This window comes from Streptomyces sp. CA-106110 (assembly GCF_050936285.1).
GTDB lineage: Bacteria > Actinomycetota > Actinomycetes > Streptomycetales > Streptomycetaceae > Streptomyces.
This window is the reverse complement of the sequence record NZ_JBNJNB010000001.1, coordinates 5,244,388-5,261,427: the sequence shown is the minus strand read 5'-3', so window position 1 is coordinate 5,261,427 and position 17,040 is coordinate 5,244,388. Positions and strand designations below refer to the sequence as shown.

Annotated in this window: 12 protein-coding genes; all 12 read left to right on the top strand. The window is 67.0% G+C overall.

The window, feature by feature from the left end:
- The first annotated feature begins 99 nt into the window (after positions 1 to 99).
- Entirely contained in the window at positions 100 to 534 is a 435-nt protein-coding gene (gene rplK, locus ACQEXA_RS24090) for a 50S ribosomal protein L11 (protein ID WP_432931451.1), read from the top strand.
- A 93-nt stretch (positions 535 to 627) separates the two neighbouring features.
- The gene (rplA, locus tag ACQEXA_RS24085) at positions 628 to 1,353 is read left to right on the top strand and encodes a 50S ribosomal protein L1 (protein ID WP_432931453.1); all 726 of its coding nucleotides are present in this window, start codon (positions 628 to 630) and stop codon (positions 1,351 to 1,353) included.
- Between the two features lie 178 nt (positions 1,354 to 1,531).
- Positions 1,532 to 2,413 carry a hypothetical protein gene (locus ACQEXA_RS24080; protein ID WP_433130978.1) on the top strand — a complete coding sequence of 294 codons (882 nt, stop codon included), beginning with the start codon at positions 1,532 to 1,534 and terminating at the stop codon, positions 2,411 to 2,413.
- A 108-nt stretch (positions 2,414 to 2,521) separates the two neighbouring features.
- A complete protein-coding gene (locus tag ACQEXA_RS24075) occupies positions 2,522 to 3,394 on the top strand; it encodes a DUF1396 domain-containing protein (RefSeq protein ID WP_432931457.1) in 873 nt (290 codons plus the stop codon).
- A 332-nt stretch (positions 3,395 to 3,726) separates the two neighbouring features.
- Positions 3,727 to 4,257: a 50S ribosomal protein L10 gene (gene rplJ, locus ACQEXA_RS24070; protein WP_432931459.1), complete on the top strand. Its 531-nt coding sequence runs from the start codon at positions 3,727 to 3,729 to the stop codon at positions 4,255 to 4,257.
- Positions 4,258 to 4,366: 109 nt separating this feature from the next.
- On the top strand, positions 4,367 to 4,750 hold the full coding sequence (rplL, locus tag ACQEXA_RS24065; RefSeq protein WP_359396382.1) for a 50S ribosomal protein L7/L12: 384 nt from the start codon (positions 4,367 to 4,369) through the stop codon (positions 4,748 to 4,750).
- 734 nt (positions 4,751 to 5,484) lie between these two features.
- Positions 5,485 to 8,970, top strand: a complete 3,486-nt coding sequence (rpoB, locus tag ACQEXA_RS24060) for a DNA-directed RNA polymerase subunit beta (protein ID WP_359396236.1) — start codon at positions 5,485 to 5,487, stop codon at positions 8,968 to 8,970.
- 93 nt (positions 8,971 to 9,063) lie between these two features.
- Entirely contained in the window at positions 9,064 to 12,963 is a 3,900-nt protein-coding gene (locus tag ACQEXA_RS24055; RefSeq protein ID WP_359396238.1) for a DNA-directed RNA polymerase subunit beta', read from the top strand.
- A gap of 146 nt (positions 12,964 to 13,109) precedes the next feature.
- Positions 13,110 to 13,643, top strand: coding sequence for a DUF1707 and DUF4190 domain-containing protein (locus ACQEXA_RS24050; RefSeq protein ID WP_432931461.1), 534 nt, complete (start codon positions 13,110 to 13,112; stop codon positions 13,641 to 13,643).
- A 367-nt stretch (positions 13,644 to 14,010) separates the two neighbouring features.
- Positions 14,011 to 14,382: a 30S ribosomal protein S12 gene (gene rpsL / locus ACQEXA_RS24045; protein ID WP_003948652.1), complete on the top strand. Its 372-nt coding sequence runs from the start codon at positions 14,011 to 14,013 to the stop codon at positions 14,380 to 14,382.
- A gap of 2 nt (positions 14,383 to 14,384) precedes the next feature.
- A complete protein-coding gene (gene rpsG, locus ACQEXA_RS24040; RefSeq protein ID WP_359396241.1) occupies positions 14,385 to 14,855 on the top strand; it encodes a 30S ribosomal protein S7 in 471 nt (156 codons plus the stop codon).
- A 39-nt stretch (positions 14,856 to 14,894) separates the two neighbouring features.
- Positions 14,895 to 17,021 (top strand): elongation factor G, encoded by a 2,127-nt coding sequence (gene fusA / locus ACQEXA_RS24035; RefSeq protein WP_359396244.1) that lies wholly within the window; start codon positions 14,895 to 14,897, stop codon positions 17,019 to 17,021.
- The last annotated feature ends 19 nt before the right edge of the window (positions 17,022 to 17,040 follow it).

The window sequence follows — 17,040 nt, the reverse complement described above, 5'->3', positions numbered from 1 at the left end:
TGGGCGTGCAAAGGTACCCGCTATCGTTGTGCGGTATGCCTCGATCCGGATGATCCGGATCGATGGCGGAAAACTCTCACTAAGGACCCGGAGAGAGCAATGCCTCCCAAGAAGAAGAAGGTCACGGGGCTCATCAAGCTCCAGATCAAGGCCGGCGCGGCCAACCCGGCTCCGCCGGTCGGCCCGGCGCTGGGTCAGCACGGCGTGAACATCATGGAGTTCTGCAAGGCCTACAACGCCGCGACCGAGTCGCAGCGTGGCTGGGTGATCCCGGTGGAGATCACGGTCTACGAGGACCGTTCCTTCACCTTCGTCACCAAGACGCCGCCGGCCGCCAAGATGATTCTCAAGGCCGCGGGTATCGAGAAGGGCTCCGGCGAGCCGCACAAGACCAAGGTCGCCAAGATCACCGAGGCGCAGGTCCGCGAGATCGCCCAGACCAAGATGCCCGACCTCAACGCCAACGACCTGGACGCCGCATCGAAGATCATCGCCGGCACCGCCCGTTCCATGGGCGTCACGGTCGAGGGCTGAACCCCACCTTCGTAGAATCATGCGGTTCCGGCCGCACGTGGCAGGGCCTGCTCGGCCCGTACCACGCCTCCTTCAGAACCCACAGGAGCAGTTGTGAGCAAGCGCAGCAAGGCTCTCCGCGCTGCGGACGCCAAGGTCGACCGGGAGAAGCTGTACGCCCCGCTCGAGGCCGTCCGTCTGGCCAAGGAGACCTCCACGACCAAGTTCGACGGCACGGTCGAGGTCGCCTTCCGCCTGGGTGTCGACCCGCGCAAGGCCGACCAGATGGTCCGTGGCACCGTGAACCTCCCGCACGGCACCGGTAAGACCGCCCGGGTCCTGGTCTTCGCGACCGGTGACCGTGCCGAGGCCGCTCGTGCCGCGGGCGCCGACATCGTCGGCGCCGACGAGCTGATCGACGAGGTGTCGAAGGGCCGTCTGGACTTCGACGCCGTCGTCGCCACCCCGGACCTCATGGGCAAGGTCGGCCGCCTCGGCCGCGTGCTCGGTCCCCGTGGTCTGATGCCGAACCCCAAGACCGGCACCGTGACTCCGGACGTGACGAAGGCCGTCACGGACATCAAGGGCGGCAAGATCGAGTTCCGCGTCGACAAGCACTCGAACCTGCACTTCATCATCGGCAAGGCGTCCTTCGACGACGCCAAGCTGGTGGAGAACTACGGCGCGGCGCTGGAGGAGATCCTCCGTCTGAAGCCGTCCGCCGCCAAGGGTCGCTACATCAAGAAGGCTGCCATCACCACCACGATGGGCCCCGGCATTCCGCTCGACCCGAACCGCACCCGCAACCTCCTCGTCGAGGAGGATCCGGCCGCCGTCTGACACTGACGGCAGCCGTGGTCACGCGCAGCTGACGCCGGGGCCCGCACCTTCCGAGGTGCGGGCCCCGGCGCTTTTCGTCCGGCGAGAGGTGCGGCACATGCCGTTTCGAGCCAGGCGCGTGCCGGGTCCGCCGCCGCGGAGTTAGCGTGAAGATCACGCAGTGCACAAGGGGGAACGGATGAGGGACAGGATCGTGCGGCGCGGGATCCTCCCGATCGCGGCGGTGGCCGCCCTCTCCGCCGTGGCGGGGTGCGGCCTCTTCGGTGACGGCGACTCCGACATTGGCGCGGCGGCGCCCTCCGGCGGCCGCGCCGGGCGGGCGGACTCCCGGTCGGTGACCGCCCTGTGCGCCGTCGAGAAGGCCACCACCAGGGCCGGCTCCGCGCGGATCGAGTCCACGACCGCCATGGGCGCCATGCTCGCCCTGAAGACGGACGGGGCGCTCGGCTGGTCCCACGGGTCCGTGGGCACCCTGCGCATCACCTATACCGGCGGCTGGCTCGCCGAGACCATGCGCAACATGAACAGCACCTCCATGGAGGCCCGGCTGCTGCCCGACGCCTACTACGCGAAGGTCGGCGCCCCGTTCGCCCGCTGCCTCGCCGGCCGGCACTGGATCAGGTACGGCTACGGCGACCTGGCGGCGTTGCCGGGCGGCTCCGGGGCGTATCTCACGGACCAGTTGCGCGACACCGCCCCGATCCGCCCGGTCCGGCTCCTGCTCGCCTGCGGGGCCGTGCGCAGGGTCGGCGAGGAGACGGTGCGCGGCCGGCACACCACGCACTACTCGGGCACGGTCACCCCGGCAAACCTCAGCGGAGAGGACGCGGCCGCGCTGCGGGAGCGGCTGGAGCAGGCCGGGGTGACCAGGGAGACCGTCGACATCTGGGTCGACGACCACGCCCTGCTGGTCAAGAAGGTCGAGAAGGGCGAGCTGGCCGGCGGCCGCATGTCCGCCACGGCCTACTACCGCGACTACGGCGTGAAGGTCTCGGCCGGCCGGCCCTCGGCGGCGGACACCGCGGACTTCAAGGAGCTGATGAGCACCCGGGGTTCGTAGCGCATCAGCGTTCACTGCTTGACGCCGGAATTGACGCGCCTCTGTCAGTCCTTGGGTATAGGCTCGCGGTCTTGTTATGGATCAACCATGTGTTCGCTGGGGGGAATCATGACGTTTGCTGTGCGCCACCGGGTGGAGCGCGGTGCGGCCGGCGCGGTGCTCGCGGCCCTGGTTCTGGGCGGCGGAGCGGTCGGCTGCTCGAAGGGCAACGGTGCGGAGGAGTCGCCGCGGATGTCGCCCGCCGCGGCCGTCGCCGCGGCCGCGAAGAACTCCGAGGGCATCACGTCCCTGCACTACCGGATGACCGGGACGATGCCGGGTGCGGGCCAGGTCAGGGCCGAGGCCCAGATGGCCGTGAAGCCGCTCGCCATGAGCATGAAGATGACGTCGTCGGAGCAGAAGACCGGGGGCCCGGTCGAGATGCGCCTCGTCGACAAGGTGATGTACATCGGCGCGGGTGGCGAGGCTGCCAAGGAGTTGGGCGGCAAGCACTGGATGAAGCTCGACCTGGGCGCGCTGGGCGGGGACATGCAGAAGAACCTGGACCAGATGGGGGCGGCCGGTCAGGCGAACCAGAACCCGGCCCAGGACTCCACGTTCCTGACCAGCTCCAAGCGTGTGACGAAGGTCGGCACCGAGACCGTCGACGGCGTGCAGACGACCCACTACAAGGGCGACATCACCGTCGCGGAGATGCGTGCCTCCCTCAAGGCCCAGAAGCTGGACAAGGCCACCCTCGAGCAGCGCGAGAAGGGCCTCGACCAGTACGCCAAGATGGGCGCGGACAAGCTGTCCATGGACATGTGGATCGACGGCAGCAACCACACCAAGCAGTTCCGGATGCGCGGTGACGCCGACAAGGGTCCGCTGGACATGACCATCACCTTCGTCGACTACAACAAGCCGGTGACGGTGACGGCTCCGTCCGCCAAGGACACGGCCGACCTCGCCGAGATGATGAAGGGCGCCCAGCAGGGCTGACCCCCGCGGGCCGAGCCCCGTGGGACGAGTCCCCGGGGCCGAGCCCGGCCGAGCGTGGGAACGGATTTGCCCGACGGCGATCCGTTCCCGTACTCTCCTACAGAAGCCAAAGACCGCTGGTCGTTGCCGCGTGCTCGGAAGAGGGCGCGGCGGCCGAAGGATCCGCTGAACTGCGGACGACCCGCGCAGGTGACTGTGGAAGAGCTCCCGGAGCATGTGCGTTCCCCCCGCGTGCAGCCGGTCGAGTCCGCCCCGTGCGCCTGCGCCGGGGCGTTTCGTTTTCCCCAGCCCCTTCTGAGCGGTCCCATCACCCGGAAGGAGGCCGACGCTCTATGGCAAGGCCCGACAAGGCTGCCGCGGTGGCCGAGCTCACGGAGCAGTTCCGTAGCTCGAGCGCCGCCGTGCTGACCGAGTACCGGGGTCTCACCGTGGCGCAGCTGAAGACGCTGCGCCGTTCGCTCGGTGAGAACGCCCAGTACGCCGTGGTGAAGAACACGCTGACCAAGATTGCGGCCAACGAGGCCGGGATCTCCTCGCTCGACGACCTGTTCAACGGTCCGACGGCGGTCGCCTTCGTCACCGGTGACCCGGTGGAGTCGGCGAAGGGTCTTCGTGACTTCGCCAAGGACAACCCGAACCTCGTCATCAAGGGCGGTGTCCTTGATGGCAAGGCGCTGTCCGCCGACGAGATCAAGAAGCTTGCGGACCTCGAGTCCCGCGAGGTTCTGCTCGCCAAGCTGGCGGGTGCTCTGAAGGGCAAGCAGACGCAGGCTGCTCAGGTCTTCCAGGCGCTCCCGTCGAAGCTCGTCCGCACCGTGGACGCGCTTCGCGCCAAGCAGGACGAGCAGGGCGGTGCCGAGTAATTCGGCCCCCGAAATGACCACCGCCGCCTGAGGCGGAGGTCGTAGCGGGCCGAACGTACGCCCGCCAGACATGTACATCCGGCACCAGCCGAATTAGTGGAAGGAAGCCATCGTGGCTCTCACCCAGGAAGAACTGCTCGCCGAGTTCGAGTCGATGACCCTCATCCAGCTCTCCGAGTTCGTGAAGGCGTTCGAGGAGAAGTTCGACGTCACCGCCGCCGCCGCGGTCGCCGTCGCGGGCCCGGCCGGCCCGGCCGCCGCCGCCGAGGTCGAGGAGGAGAAGGACGAGTTCGACGTCATCCTCACCGGTGCCGGCGACAAGAAGATCCAGGTCATCAAGGTCGTGCGCGAGCTGACCTCCCTGGGCCTCAAGGAGGCCAAGGACCTCGTGGACGGCGCCCCGAAGCCCGTCCTGGAGAAGGTCGCCAAGGACGCCGCCGAGAAGGCCGCCGAGTCCCTCAAGGGCGCCGGCGCCTCCGTCGAGGTCAAGTAACACCTCTTCGGGTCCGCACCGGACTCACGGGCCCGCACAGGGTCTCACAGGGCCGTACGGGGCAGCCGCCTCGTACGGCCCTTTCGTGTAGGCCGCACGCGGTCTTCTCGCGACCGCCGGCCGCGGCTCACTCGAACGCCGTAGCGGCCCCCTGTGGGTCCTCGGCGCGGCTCACTCGCAGGGCTGTAACGCGAGCGCGCCGAAGGGCGATCATCCATCCGGGTGGTCGCCCTTCGCCGTTCCGAGGGGTGTGGCGGCGGCTGCCTTGCGCCCGTCGCCGCGGGGAGTATGGTGATCTTCGTCCTGCCTCCCGAGGGTTCCGGTGGCAGGTGGCAAGTGACGAGGGCAGCACCCGGTTTGGGCAGGGGGGGCCTTGACGAACCGCACGCAGCGCGCAATTCTCAGGACGCGTCGTCACAACGATCCGGATCCGAGGCATGGATCGACGACGAAGAGGGCAGTATCGATGTGCATCGAGGGCGTGGCTTGCCGCAGGTATTGAGGGACAGAGAGGGTCTCCGGCGTGGGCCTGCAAACCCGCACTGGACATCAGTGTGCCAAGTGGCTACACTGACCCTTTGCGCTGCCTGTTAGCTGTCTCCTGTCCGTCACCAGGAGTACGCCCTCTGCTTGAGTACACAGACTGGAAGTCTCCGACCTGGGACTTTCCTTCTCTGTGCTCGGTGGGGACCGGGACGCGCGTAGTGAGTCCGAGCCCTCGGAAGGACCCCCTCTTGGCCGCCTCGCGCACTGCCTCGACCGCGAATACGAACAACGGCGCCAGCACCGCCCCGCTGCGCATCTCCTTTGCAAAGATCAAGGAGCCCCTCGAGGTTCCGAACCTTCTCGCGCTGCAAACCGAGAGCTTCGACTGGCTGCTCGGCAACGACGCATGGAAGGCTCGCGTCGAGGAGGCTCTGGAGTCCGGTCAGGACGTCCCCACCAAGTCCGGTCTCGAGGAGATCTTCGAGGAGATCTCCCCGATCGAGGACTTCTCCGGGTCGATGTCGCTGACGTTCCGCGACCACCGCTTCGAGCCGCCGAAGAACTCGATCGACGAGTGCAAGGAGCGCGACTTCACCTACGCCGCGCCTCTCTTCGTCACGGCCGAGTTCACCAACAACGAGACCGGCGAGATCAAGTCCCAGACCGTCTTCATGGGCGACTTCCCGCTCATGACGAACAAGGGCACGTTCGTCATCAACGGCACCGAGCGTGTCGTGGTGTCGCAGCTGGTCCGTTCGCCCGGTGTCTACTTCGACTCCTCCATCGACAAGACGTCCGACAAGGACATCTTCTCGGCCAAGATCATTCCGTCCCGGGGTGCCTGGCTGGAGATGGAGATCGACAAGCGCGACATGGTCGGTGTCCGTATCGACCGCAAGCGCAAGCAGTCCGTGACCGTCCTCCTGAAGGCGCTCGGCTGGACGACCGAGCAGATCCTCGAGGAGTTCGGCGAGTACGAGTCCATGCGCGCCACCCTGGAGAAGGACCACACCCAGGGCCAGGACGACGCGCTGCTCGACATCTACCGCAAGCTGCGCCCGGGCGAGCCCCCGACGCGTGAGGCCGCGCAGACGCTGCTGGAGAACCTGTACTTCAACCCGAAGCGCTACGACCTCGCCAAGGTCGGCCGCTACAAGGTCAACAAGAAGCTGGGTGCGGACGCCCCGCTCGACGCGGGCATCCTGACCGTCGAGGACATCATCTCGACGATCAAGTACCTGGTGAAGCTGCACGCGGGTGAGACCGAGACGGTCGGCGACAGCGGCCAGTCGATCGTCGTCGAGACCGACGACATCGACCACTTCGGCAACCGCCGCCTGCGCAGCGTCGGCGAGCTCATCCAGAACCAGGTCCGTACGGGTCTGGCGCGTATGGAGCGCGTCGTGCGCGAGCGCATGACGACCCAGGACGTCGAAGCGATCACGCCGCAGACCCTGATCAACATCCGGCCGGTCGTCGCCTCCATCAAGGAGTTCTTCGGCACCAGCCAGCTGTCCCAGTTCATGGACCAGAACAACCCGCTGTCCGGGCTGACGCACAAGCGTCGTCTGTCCGCGCTCGGCCCGGGTGGTCTCTCCCGTGAGCGGGCCGGCTTCGAGGTCCGTGACGTGCATCCGTCCCACTACGGACGCATGTGCCCGATCGAGACCCCGGAAGGCCCGAACATCGGTCTGATCGGTTCGCTCGCCTCCTACGGCCGGGTCAACGCGTTCGGCTTCGTCGAGACCCCGTACCGCAAGGTGAACGACGGCCAGGTCACCGACGACGTCGACTACCTGACCGCCGACGAAGAGGACCGGTTCGTCATCGCGCAGGCCAACGCCACGCTGACGGACGAGCTCCGCTTCGCCGAGGGCCGCGTGCTGGTCCGCCGCCGTGGCGGCGAGGTCGACTACGTCAGCCCCGAGGACGTGGACTACATGGACGTCTCGCCGCGCCAGATGGTGTCGGTCGCGACCGCCATGATCCCCTTCCTCGAGCACGACGACGCCAACCGTGCCCTCATGGGCGCGAACATGATGCGTCAGGCCGTGCCGCTGATCAGGTCCGAGTCCCCGCTCGTCGGCACCGGCATGGAGTACCGCTCCGCCGTCGACGCCGGCGACGTGGTCAAGGCCGAGAAGGCGGGTGTGGTCCAGGAGGTCTCCGCGGACTACGTCACCACGGCCAACGACGACGGCACGTACATCACGTACCGCCTGGCCAAGTTCGCCCGCTCCAACCAGGGCACCTCGGTCAACCAGAAGGTCATCGTCAACGAGGGCGACCGGATCATCGAGGGCCAGGTCCTCGCCGACGGTCCGGCCACCCAGAACGGTGAGATGGCGCTCGGCAAGAACCTGCTCGTGGCGTTCATGCCGTGGGAGGGTCACAACTACGAGGACGCGATCATCCTGTCGCAGCGCCTCGTGCAGGACGACGTCCTCTCCTCGATCCACATCGAGGAGCACGAGGTCGACGCCCGTGACACCAAGCTCGGCCCCGAGGAGATCACCCGGGACATCCCGAACGTCTCCGAGGAGGTCCTCGCGGACCTGGACGAGCGCGGCATCATCCGTATCGGTGCCGAGGTCATCGCCGGTGACATCCTCGTCGGCAAGGTGACCCCGAAGGGTGAGACCGAGCTGACCCCCGAGGAGCGCCTGCTGCGCGCGATCTTCGGTGAGAAGGCCCGTGAGGTCCGTGACACCTCGCTGAAGGTGCCGCACGGCGAGACCGGCAAGGTCATCGGTGTGCGCGTCTTCGACCGCGAGGAGGGCGACGAGCTGCCGCCGGGCGTGAACCAGCTGGTCCGCGTCTACGTGGCCCAGAAGCGCAAGATCACCGACGGTGACAAGCTCGCCGGCCGTCACGGCAACAAGGGTGTCATCTCCAAGATCCTGCCGATCGAGGACATGCCGTTCCTGGAGGACGGCTCCCCGGTCGACATCATCCTCAACCCGCTGGGTGTGCCGTCCCGAATGAACCCGGGACAGGTGCTGGAGATCCACCTCGGCTGGCTCGCCAGCCAGGGCTGGGACGTCTCCGGCCTCGGTGATGAGTGGGCACAGCGCCTGCAGGCGATCGGTGCCGACCAGGTCGACCCCCGGACCAACGTCGCGACCCCGGTCTTCGACGGTGCCCGCGAGGACGAACTGGCGGGTCTGCTGGAGCACACCATCCCGAACCGCGACGGTGACCGGATGGTCCTCCCGTCCGGCAAGGCGCGGCTGTTCGACGGCCGCTCCGGTGAGCCGTTCCCGGAGCCGATCTCGATCGGCTACATGTACATCCTGAAGCTGCACCACCTGGTCGACGACAAGCTGCACGCCCGGTCGACCGGTCCGTACTCGATGATCACCCAGCAGCCGCTGGGTGGTAAGGCCCAGTTCGGTGGCCAGCGCTTCGGCGAGATGGAGGTGTGGGCCCTCGAGGCCTACGGCGCCGCCTACGCACTGCAGGAGCTGCTGACCATCAAGTCCGACGACGTCACCGGCCGCGTGAAGGTCTACGAGGCCATCGTCAAGGGCGAGAACATCCCCGAGCCTGGCATCCCCGAGTCCTTCAAGGTGCTCATCAAGGAGATGCAGTCCCTGTGCCTGAACGTGGAGGTGCTGTCCAGCGACGGTATGTCCATCGAGATGCGCGACACCGACGAGGACGTCTTCCGCGCTGCGGAGGAGCTCGGCATCGACCTGTCCCGGCGCGAGCCGAGCAGCGTCGAAGAGGTCTGACGGGAGTCGGGCGGGCCTGACTCCAAGGCCCGCCGACCCCGGGACCCCCGTACAGACCGAAAGACTTACGACCCTGAGAGGGATTGACGCATAGTGCTCGACGTCAACTTCTTCGACGAGCTCCGGATCGGCCTGGCCACCGCTGACGACATCCGTCAGTGGAGCCACGGCGAGGTCAAGAAGCCCGAGACCATCAACTACCGCACCCTCAAGCCCGAGAAGGACGGCCTCTTCTGCGAGAAGATCTTCGGCCCCACCCGGGACTGGGAGTGCTACTGCGGCAAGTACAAGCGTGTCCGCTTCAAGGGCATCATCTGTGAGCGCTGTGGCGTGGAGGTCACGCGCGCCAAGGTGCGCCGTGAGCGGATGGGCCACATTGAGCTGGCCGCTCCCGTCACGCACATCTGGTACTTCAAGGGCGTTCCGTCGCGGCTGGGCTACCTGCTCGACCTCGCCCCGAAGGACCTGGAGAAGGTCATCTACTTCGCGGCGTACATGATCACGTACGTCGACGAGGAGCGCCGTACGCGTGACCTGCCCTCCCTGGAGGCGCACGTCTCCGTCGAGCGGCAGCAGATCGAGAACCGTCGCGACGCCGACCTGGAGGCCCGCGCCAAGAAGCTCGAGGCCGACCTGGCCGAGCTCGAGGCCGAGGGTGCCAAGGCCGATGTGCGCCGCAAGGTGCGCGAGGGCGCGGAGCGCGAGATGAAGCAGCTGCGCGACCGTGCGCAGCGCGAGATCGACCGCCTCGACGAGGTGTGGGCCCGGTTCAAGAACCTCAAGGTCCAGGACCTCGAGGGCGACGAGCTGCTCTACCGCGAGCTGCGTGACCGCTTCGGCACGTACTTCGACGGTTCGATGGGTGCCGCGGCGCTGCAGAAGCGCCTGGAGTCCTTCGACCTCGAGGAGGAGGCCGAGCGTCTCCGCGAGATCATCCGCACCGGCAAGGGCCAGAAGAAGACCCGTGCGCTCAAGCGGCTGAAGGTCGTGTCTGCCTTCCTGCAGACCTCCAACAGCCCCAAGGGCATGGTCCTCGACTGCGTGCCGGTCATCCCGCCGGACCTGCGTCCGATGGTGCAGCTGGACGGTGGCCGCTTCGCGACCTCCGACCTGAACGACCTGTACCGCCGCGTCATCAACCGCAACAACCGTCTGAAGAGGCTCCTGGACCTCGGTGCCCCGGAGATCATCGTCAACAACGAGAAGCGCATGCTTCAGGAGGCTGTTGACGCCCTCTTCGACAACGGTCGTCGCGGCCGCCCGGTCACGGGCCCCGGCAACCGCCCGCTGAAGTCCCTCAGCGACATGCTGAAGGGTAAGCAGGGTCGATTCCGTCAGAACCTGCTCGGCAAGCGTGTCGACTACTCGGCGCGTTCCGTGATCGTCGTCGGTCCGCAGCTGAAGCTGCACCAGTGCGGTTTGCCGAAGGCGATGGCGCTGGAGCTCTTCAAGCCGTTCGTGATGAAGCGCCTGGTCGACCTGAACCACGCGCAGAACATCAAGAGCGCCAAGCGCATGGTCGAGCGCGGCCGCACGGTCGTGTACGACGTGCTGGAAGAGGTCATTGCGGAGCACCCGGTTCTGCTGAACCGTGCGCCCACGCTGCACCGCCTCGGCATCCAGGCCTTCGAGCCGCAGCTGGTCGAGGGCAAGGCCATCCAGATCCACCCGCTCGTCTGCACCGCGTTCAACGCGGACTTCGACGGTGACCAGATGGCCGTGCACCTGCCGCTGTCCGCGGAGGCGCAGGCCGAGGCCCGCATCCTGATGCTGTCCTCGAACAACATCCTCAAGCCGGCCGACGGCCGCCCGGTGACGATGCCGACCCAGGACATGGTGCTGGGCCTGTTCTTCCTCACCACGGACGCCGAGGGCCGCAACGTCAAGGGCGAGGACCGCTCCTTCGCGTCCGTCGCCGAGGCGATCATGTCCTTCGACGCCGGCGAGCTGTCGCTCCAGGCGCCGGTCGACATCCGGTTCCCGGTGGGCACCATCCCGCCTCGTGGTTGGACCCCGCCGGTCCGCGAGGAGGGCGAGCCGGAGTGGCAGCAGGGTGACTCCTTCCGCCTTCGGACGACCCTGGGCCGTGCGCTCTTCAACGAGCTGCTGCCCGAGGACTACCCGTTCGTCGACTACGAGGTCGGCAAGAAGCAGCTCTCCCAGATCGTCAACGACCTGGCCGAGCGCTACCCGAAGGTCATCGTGGCGGCCACGCTCGACAACCTGAAGGCGGCGGGCTTCTTCTGGGCCACCCGTTCCGGTGTCACCGTCGCGATCTCCGACGTCGTCGTCCCCGACGCGAAGCGGGAGATCGTCGCCAAGTGGGAGGCCGCGGACGAGAAGGTCCAGCGCCAGTACGAGCGCGGTCTGATCACGAAGGACGAGCGCACCCAGGAGCTGATCGGCATCTGGACCAACGCGACCAACGAGGTCGCCGAGGCCATGACCGAGAACTTCCCGAAGACGAACCCGATCTTCATGATGGTGAACTCGGGTGCGCGAGGAAACATGATGCAGATGCGCCAGATCGCCGGTATGCGCGGTCTGGTGTCGAACGCGAAGAACGAGACGATTCCGCGGCCCATCAAGGCCTCGTTCCGTGAGGGTCTGTCCGTGCTGGAGTACTTCATCTCCACGCACGGTGCTCGTAAGGGTCTGGCGGACACCGCTCTGCGTACCGCCGACTCGGGTTACCTCACCCGTCGTCTGGTCGACGTGTCGCAGGACGTCATCATCCGCGAGGAGGACTGCGGCACCGACCGCGGCCTCAAGCTCCACATCGCGGAGCGCGGCGCCGACGGCGTGCTGCGCAAGGCGGAGAACGTCGAGACGTCCGTGTACGCGCGCTGCCTCGCCGAGGACATCGTCGTCGACGGCAGGGTGCTGGCCCCGGCCGGCACGGACCTGGGCGACGTCCTCATCGACGAGCTCGTGGCCCAGGGCGTCGACGAGGTCAAGACCCGTTCGGTCCTGACCTGTGAGTCCGCGGTCGGCACCTGCGCCATGTGCTACGGCCGTTCGCTCGCCACCGGCAAGCTGGTCGATATCGGTGAGGCGGTCGGCATCATCGCCGCCCAGTCCATCGGTGAGCCCGGCACCCAGCTGACGATGCGTACCTTCCACACCGGTGGTGTGGCCGGTGACGACATCACCCAGGGTCTGCCGCGTGTCGTCGAGCTCTTCGAGGCCCGTACGCCGAAGGGTGTCGCCCCGATCTCGGAGGCGTCCGGACGCGTCCGCATCGAGGAGACGGAGAAGACCAAGAAGATCGTCATCACCCCGGACGACGGCAGCGACGAGACGGCGTACCCGATCTCGAAGCGCGCCCGTCTTCTGGTCAGCGAAGGCGAGCACGTCGAGGTGGGCCAGAAGCTCACCGTGGGTGCCACCAACCCGCACGACGTGCTGCGCATCCTGGGTCAGCGTGCCGTCCAGGTCCACCTGGTCGGCGAGGTCCAGAAGGTGTACAACTCGCAGGGTGTGTCGATCCACGACAAGCACATCGAGATCATCATCCGGCAGATGCTGCGCCGTGTGACGATCATCGAGTCCGGCGACGCCGAGCTGCTGCCCGGCGAGCTGGTCGAGCGCAGGAAGTTCGAGCACGAGAACCGTCGTGTGGTCCAGGAGGGCGGTCACCCGGCCTCCGGTCGTCCGCAGCTCATGGGTATCACCAAGGCCTCGCTGGCGACCGAGTCCTGGCTGTCGGCGGCGTCCTTCCAGGAGACGACCAGGGTCCTCACGGACGCGGCGATCAACGCCAAGTCCGACTCCCTGATCGGCCTCAAGGAGAACGTCATCATCGGTAAGCTCATCCCGGCCGGTACGGGTCTGTCCCGCTACCGCAACATCCGGGTCGAGCCGACCGAGGAGGCCAAGGCCGCGATGTACTCGGCCGTGGGCTACGACGACATCGACTACTCGCCGTTCGGCACGGGCTCCGGCCAGGCCGTTCCGCTGGAGGACTACGACTACGGTCCGTACAACCAGTAAGCGAGCAGCTTGAGTCGAGGGGCGGTCACTCCGGTGCGGAGTGGCCGCCCTTCGGCCTTCCGGGGCACATGTCCCGTCAACGTCTGTGCCGGAATTGCCGGTTCGGCGCATGATGGGGGGACTCGGAGTCCACGGGGAGGTGTTCGGTGTCCTATCCGTCGTGGCAACCCTGGCAGCAGGGGACGGCCGGCGTTCCGCGGCCATGGCCCGGTCAGCCGGCTCCGCCGGCGCAGTCGCCCATGCTCGCCTCGCACGCCGACCGCGAGCGTGCCGTGGACGTGCTCCGGGCGGGGTACGCCGAAGGGCGACTGGAGCAGCCGGAGTTCGAGCGGCGGGTGGCGCGGGCGTACGCGGCCCGTACGCTCGGCGAACTGGCCCTGATCGTGGCCGATCTGCCGCAGGGGCCTATGCCGCAGCCGGCACTCGTGCCGCAGATGGTCCTGCCCCGGCCGAAGACCAACGACAAGGCCGTCGGCGCCGCGGTCTGCGGCCTGCTCTGCGTGCCGACCGCGGGCCTCACGGGCATTCCCGCGATCGTCCTGGGGCACGTGGCTCGGGACGAGATCCGCCGCAAGGGTGAGTCCGGCGACGGTCTCGCGCTGACCGGTCTGATCCTCGGCTGGCTGTCCACGGCGGGCTGGGCACTCCTTCTGGTGCTGACGGTGGCGCTCACCTGGTGACACGGGTGTCGCCGAGGTGTCCGCCGGGTGGCGCAAACGTGCGGCCGACACCTGCCCGAGGTGCGCGGATCGTTGATTCGAAGATCACATAGGCCGTATGGGCTTGACATGCTCCGCACGGGGATGCGGGCGCGGCCCATTTGTTTTGACCACAGCGAATGAGGTAGGTACGCTCAGACCTTGTGCCTGGGGTGTGCCCTGGCTCTCGTGCGTGCCTTCAACCGCATAGCGAGCCGTCATCGGCCACCGTAATCTGCGCCCTTTCCGCCTTGCGGCGGGAGTCTGCGGGATTCGACACACCCGACCGCGTGGGTCGGCGATGTTCCAGGTTAGCTGTACCTATCGGCACACAGAAACCGGAGAAGTAGTGCCTACGATCCAGCAGCTGGTCCGCAAGGGCCGGCAGGACAAGGTCGAGAAGAACAAGACGCCCGCACTCGAGGGTTCCCCTCAGCGTCGTGGCGTCTGCACGCGTGTGTTCACGACCACCCCGAAGAAGCCGAACTCGGCCCTGCGTAAGGTCGCGCGTGTGCGTCTGACCAGCGGGATCGAGGTCACCGCTTACATTCCGGGTGAGGGACACAACCTGCAGGAGCACTCCATCGTGCTCGTGCGCGGCGGCCGTGTGAAGGACCTGCCGGGTGTTCGCTACAAGATCATCCGTGGCTCCCTCGACACCCAGGGTGTCAAGAACCGCAAGCAGGCCCGCAGCCGCTACGGCGCCAAGAAGGAGAAGTAAGAATGCCTCGTAAGGGCCCCGCCCCGAAGCGCCCGGTCATCATCGACCCGGTCTACAGCTCTCCTCTGGTGACCTCCCTGATCAACAAGGTGCTGCTGAACGGCAAGCGCTCCACCGCCGAGCGCATCGTCTACGGCGCCATGGAGGGCCTGCGTGAGAAGACGGGCAACGACCCGATCATCACGCTGAAGCGCGCCCTCGAGAACATCAAGCCGACCCTCGAGGTCAAGTCCCGCCGTGTCGGTGGTGCGACGTACCAGGTTCCGATCGAGGTCAAGCCCGGTCGTGCCAACACGCTCGCGATGCGCTGGCTCGTCGGTTACTCCCGCGCCCGTCGCGAGAAGACGATGACCGAGCGTCTGCTGAACGAGCTCCTCGACGCGTCCAACGGCCTCGGTGCCGCTGTGAAGAAGCGCGAGGACACGCACAAGATGGCCGAGTCCAACAAGGCCTTCGCGCACTACCGCTGGTAGTCGCTACCCACATCGAGACCGAGAGAAGACTGAAGCCTCATGGCTACCACTTCACTTGACCTGGCCAAGGTCCGCAACATCGGGATCATGGCCCACATCGACGCGGGCAAGACGACCACCACCGAGCGGATCCTGTTCTACACCGGCGTTTCGTACAAGATCGGTGAGGTCCACGACGGCGCTGCCACCATGGACTGGATGGAGCAGGAGCAGGAGCGTGGCATCACGATCACCTCTGCTGCCACCACCTGCCACTGGCCGCTGGAAGACGTCGACCACACCATCAACATCATCGACACCCCGGGCCACGTCGACTTCACGGTCGAGGTGGAGCGCTCCCTGCGCGTGCTCGACGGTGCCGTGACGGTGTTCGACGGCGTCGCCGGCGTGGAGCCGCAGTCCGAGACGGTGTGGCGTCAGGCGGACCGCTACGGCGTTCCGCGTATCTGCTTCGTCAACAAGCTCGACCGCACCGGTGCCGAGTTCCACCGCTGCGTCGACATGATCTCCGACCGCCTGGGTGCGCAGCCGCTGGTCATGCAGCTGCCGATCGGTGCCGAGGCCGACTTCAAGGGCGTTGTGGACCTGGTCCGCATGAAGGCGCTCGTGTGGTCCGCCGAGGCGACCAAGGGCGAGATGTACGACGTCGTCGACATCCCGGCCACGCACACCGAGGCTGCCGACGAGTGGCGCGGCAAGCTGCTCGAGGCCGTCGCCGAGAACGACGAAGAGATCATGGAGCTGTACCTGGAGGGCGAGGAGCCCTCCGAGGAGCAGCTGTACGCCGCGATTCGTCGTATCACCATCGCCTCCGGCAAGTCCAAGGACACCACGGTCACCCCGGTGTTCTGCGGTACCGCGTTCAAGAACAAGGGCGTCCAGCCCCTGCTCGACGCGGTCGTGCGCTACCTCCCCTCCCCGCTTGACGTCGAGGCCATCGAGGGCCACGCCGTCAACGACCCGGAGGAGGTCGTCAAGCGCAAGCCGTCCGACGCGGAGCCGCTGTCCGCGCTGGCGTTCAAGATCATGAGCGACCCGCACCTCGGCAAGCTCACCTTCGTCCGGGTCTACTCGGGCCGCCTGGAGTCCGGCACCGCGGTGCTGAACTCCGTCAAGGGCAAGAAGGAGCGCATCGGCAAGATCTACCGCATGCACGCCAACAAGCGTGAGGAGATCGAGTCGGTGGGCGCCGGCGACATCGTCGCCGTCATGGGCCTGAAGCAGACCACCACCGGTGAGACGCTGGCCGACGACAAGAACCCGGTCATCCTGGAGTCCATGGACTTCCCGGCTCCGGTCATCCAGGTCGCCATCGAGCCCAAGTCGAAGGGCGACCAGGAGAAGCTGGGCGTCGCGATCCAGCGCCTGGCCGAGGAGGACCCGTCCTTCCAGGTTCACTCGGACGAGGAGACCGGCCAGACCATCATCGGTGGTATGGGCGAGCTGCACCTCGAGGTGCTGGTCGACCGTATGCGCCGTGAGTTCAAGGTCGAGGCCAACGTCGGCAAGCCGCAGGTCGCGTACCGCGAGACGATCCGCAAGGCCGTCGAGCGTGTGGACTACACCCACAAGAAGCAGACCGGTGGTACCGGCCAGTTCGCCAAGGTCCAGATCGCGATCGAGCCCATCGAGGGCGGCGACGCCTCGTACGAGTTCGTGAACAAGGTGACCGGTGGTCGTATCCCGAAGGAGTACATCCCTTCGGTCGACGCCGGTGCGCAGGAGGCCATGCAGTTCGGCATCCTCGCCGGCTACGAGATGACCGGCGTGCGCGTCACGCTGATCGACGGTGGCTACCACGAGGTCGACTCCTCCGAGCTCGCCTTCAAGATCGCCGGCTCGCAGGCCTTCAAGGAGGCCGCGCGCAAGGCCAGCCCCGTGCTGCTCGAGCCGATGATGGCCGTCGAGGTCACCACGCCCGAGGACTACATGGGTGAGGTCATCGGTGACATCAACTCCCGCCGTGGTCAGATCCAGGCCATGGAGGAGCGTGCCGGCGCCCGTGTCGTGAAGGGCCTGGTTCCGCTGTCGGAGATGTTCGGCTACGTCGGCGACCTCCGCAGCAAGACGTCGGGTCGCGCGAGCTACTCGATGCAGTTCGACTCCTACGCCGAGGTTCCCCGGAACGTCGCCGAGGAGATCATCGCGAAGGCCAAGGGCGAGTAACGCACCCCGTTGCACGCTT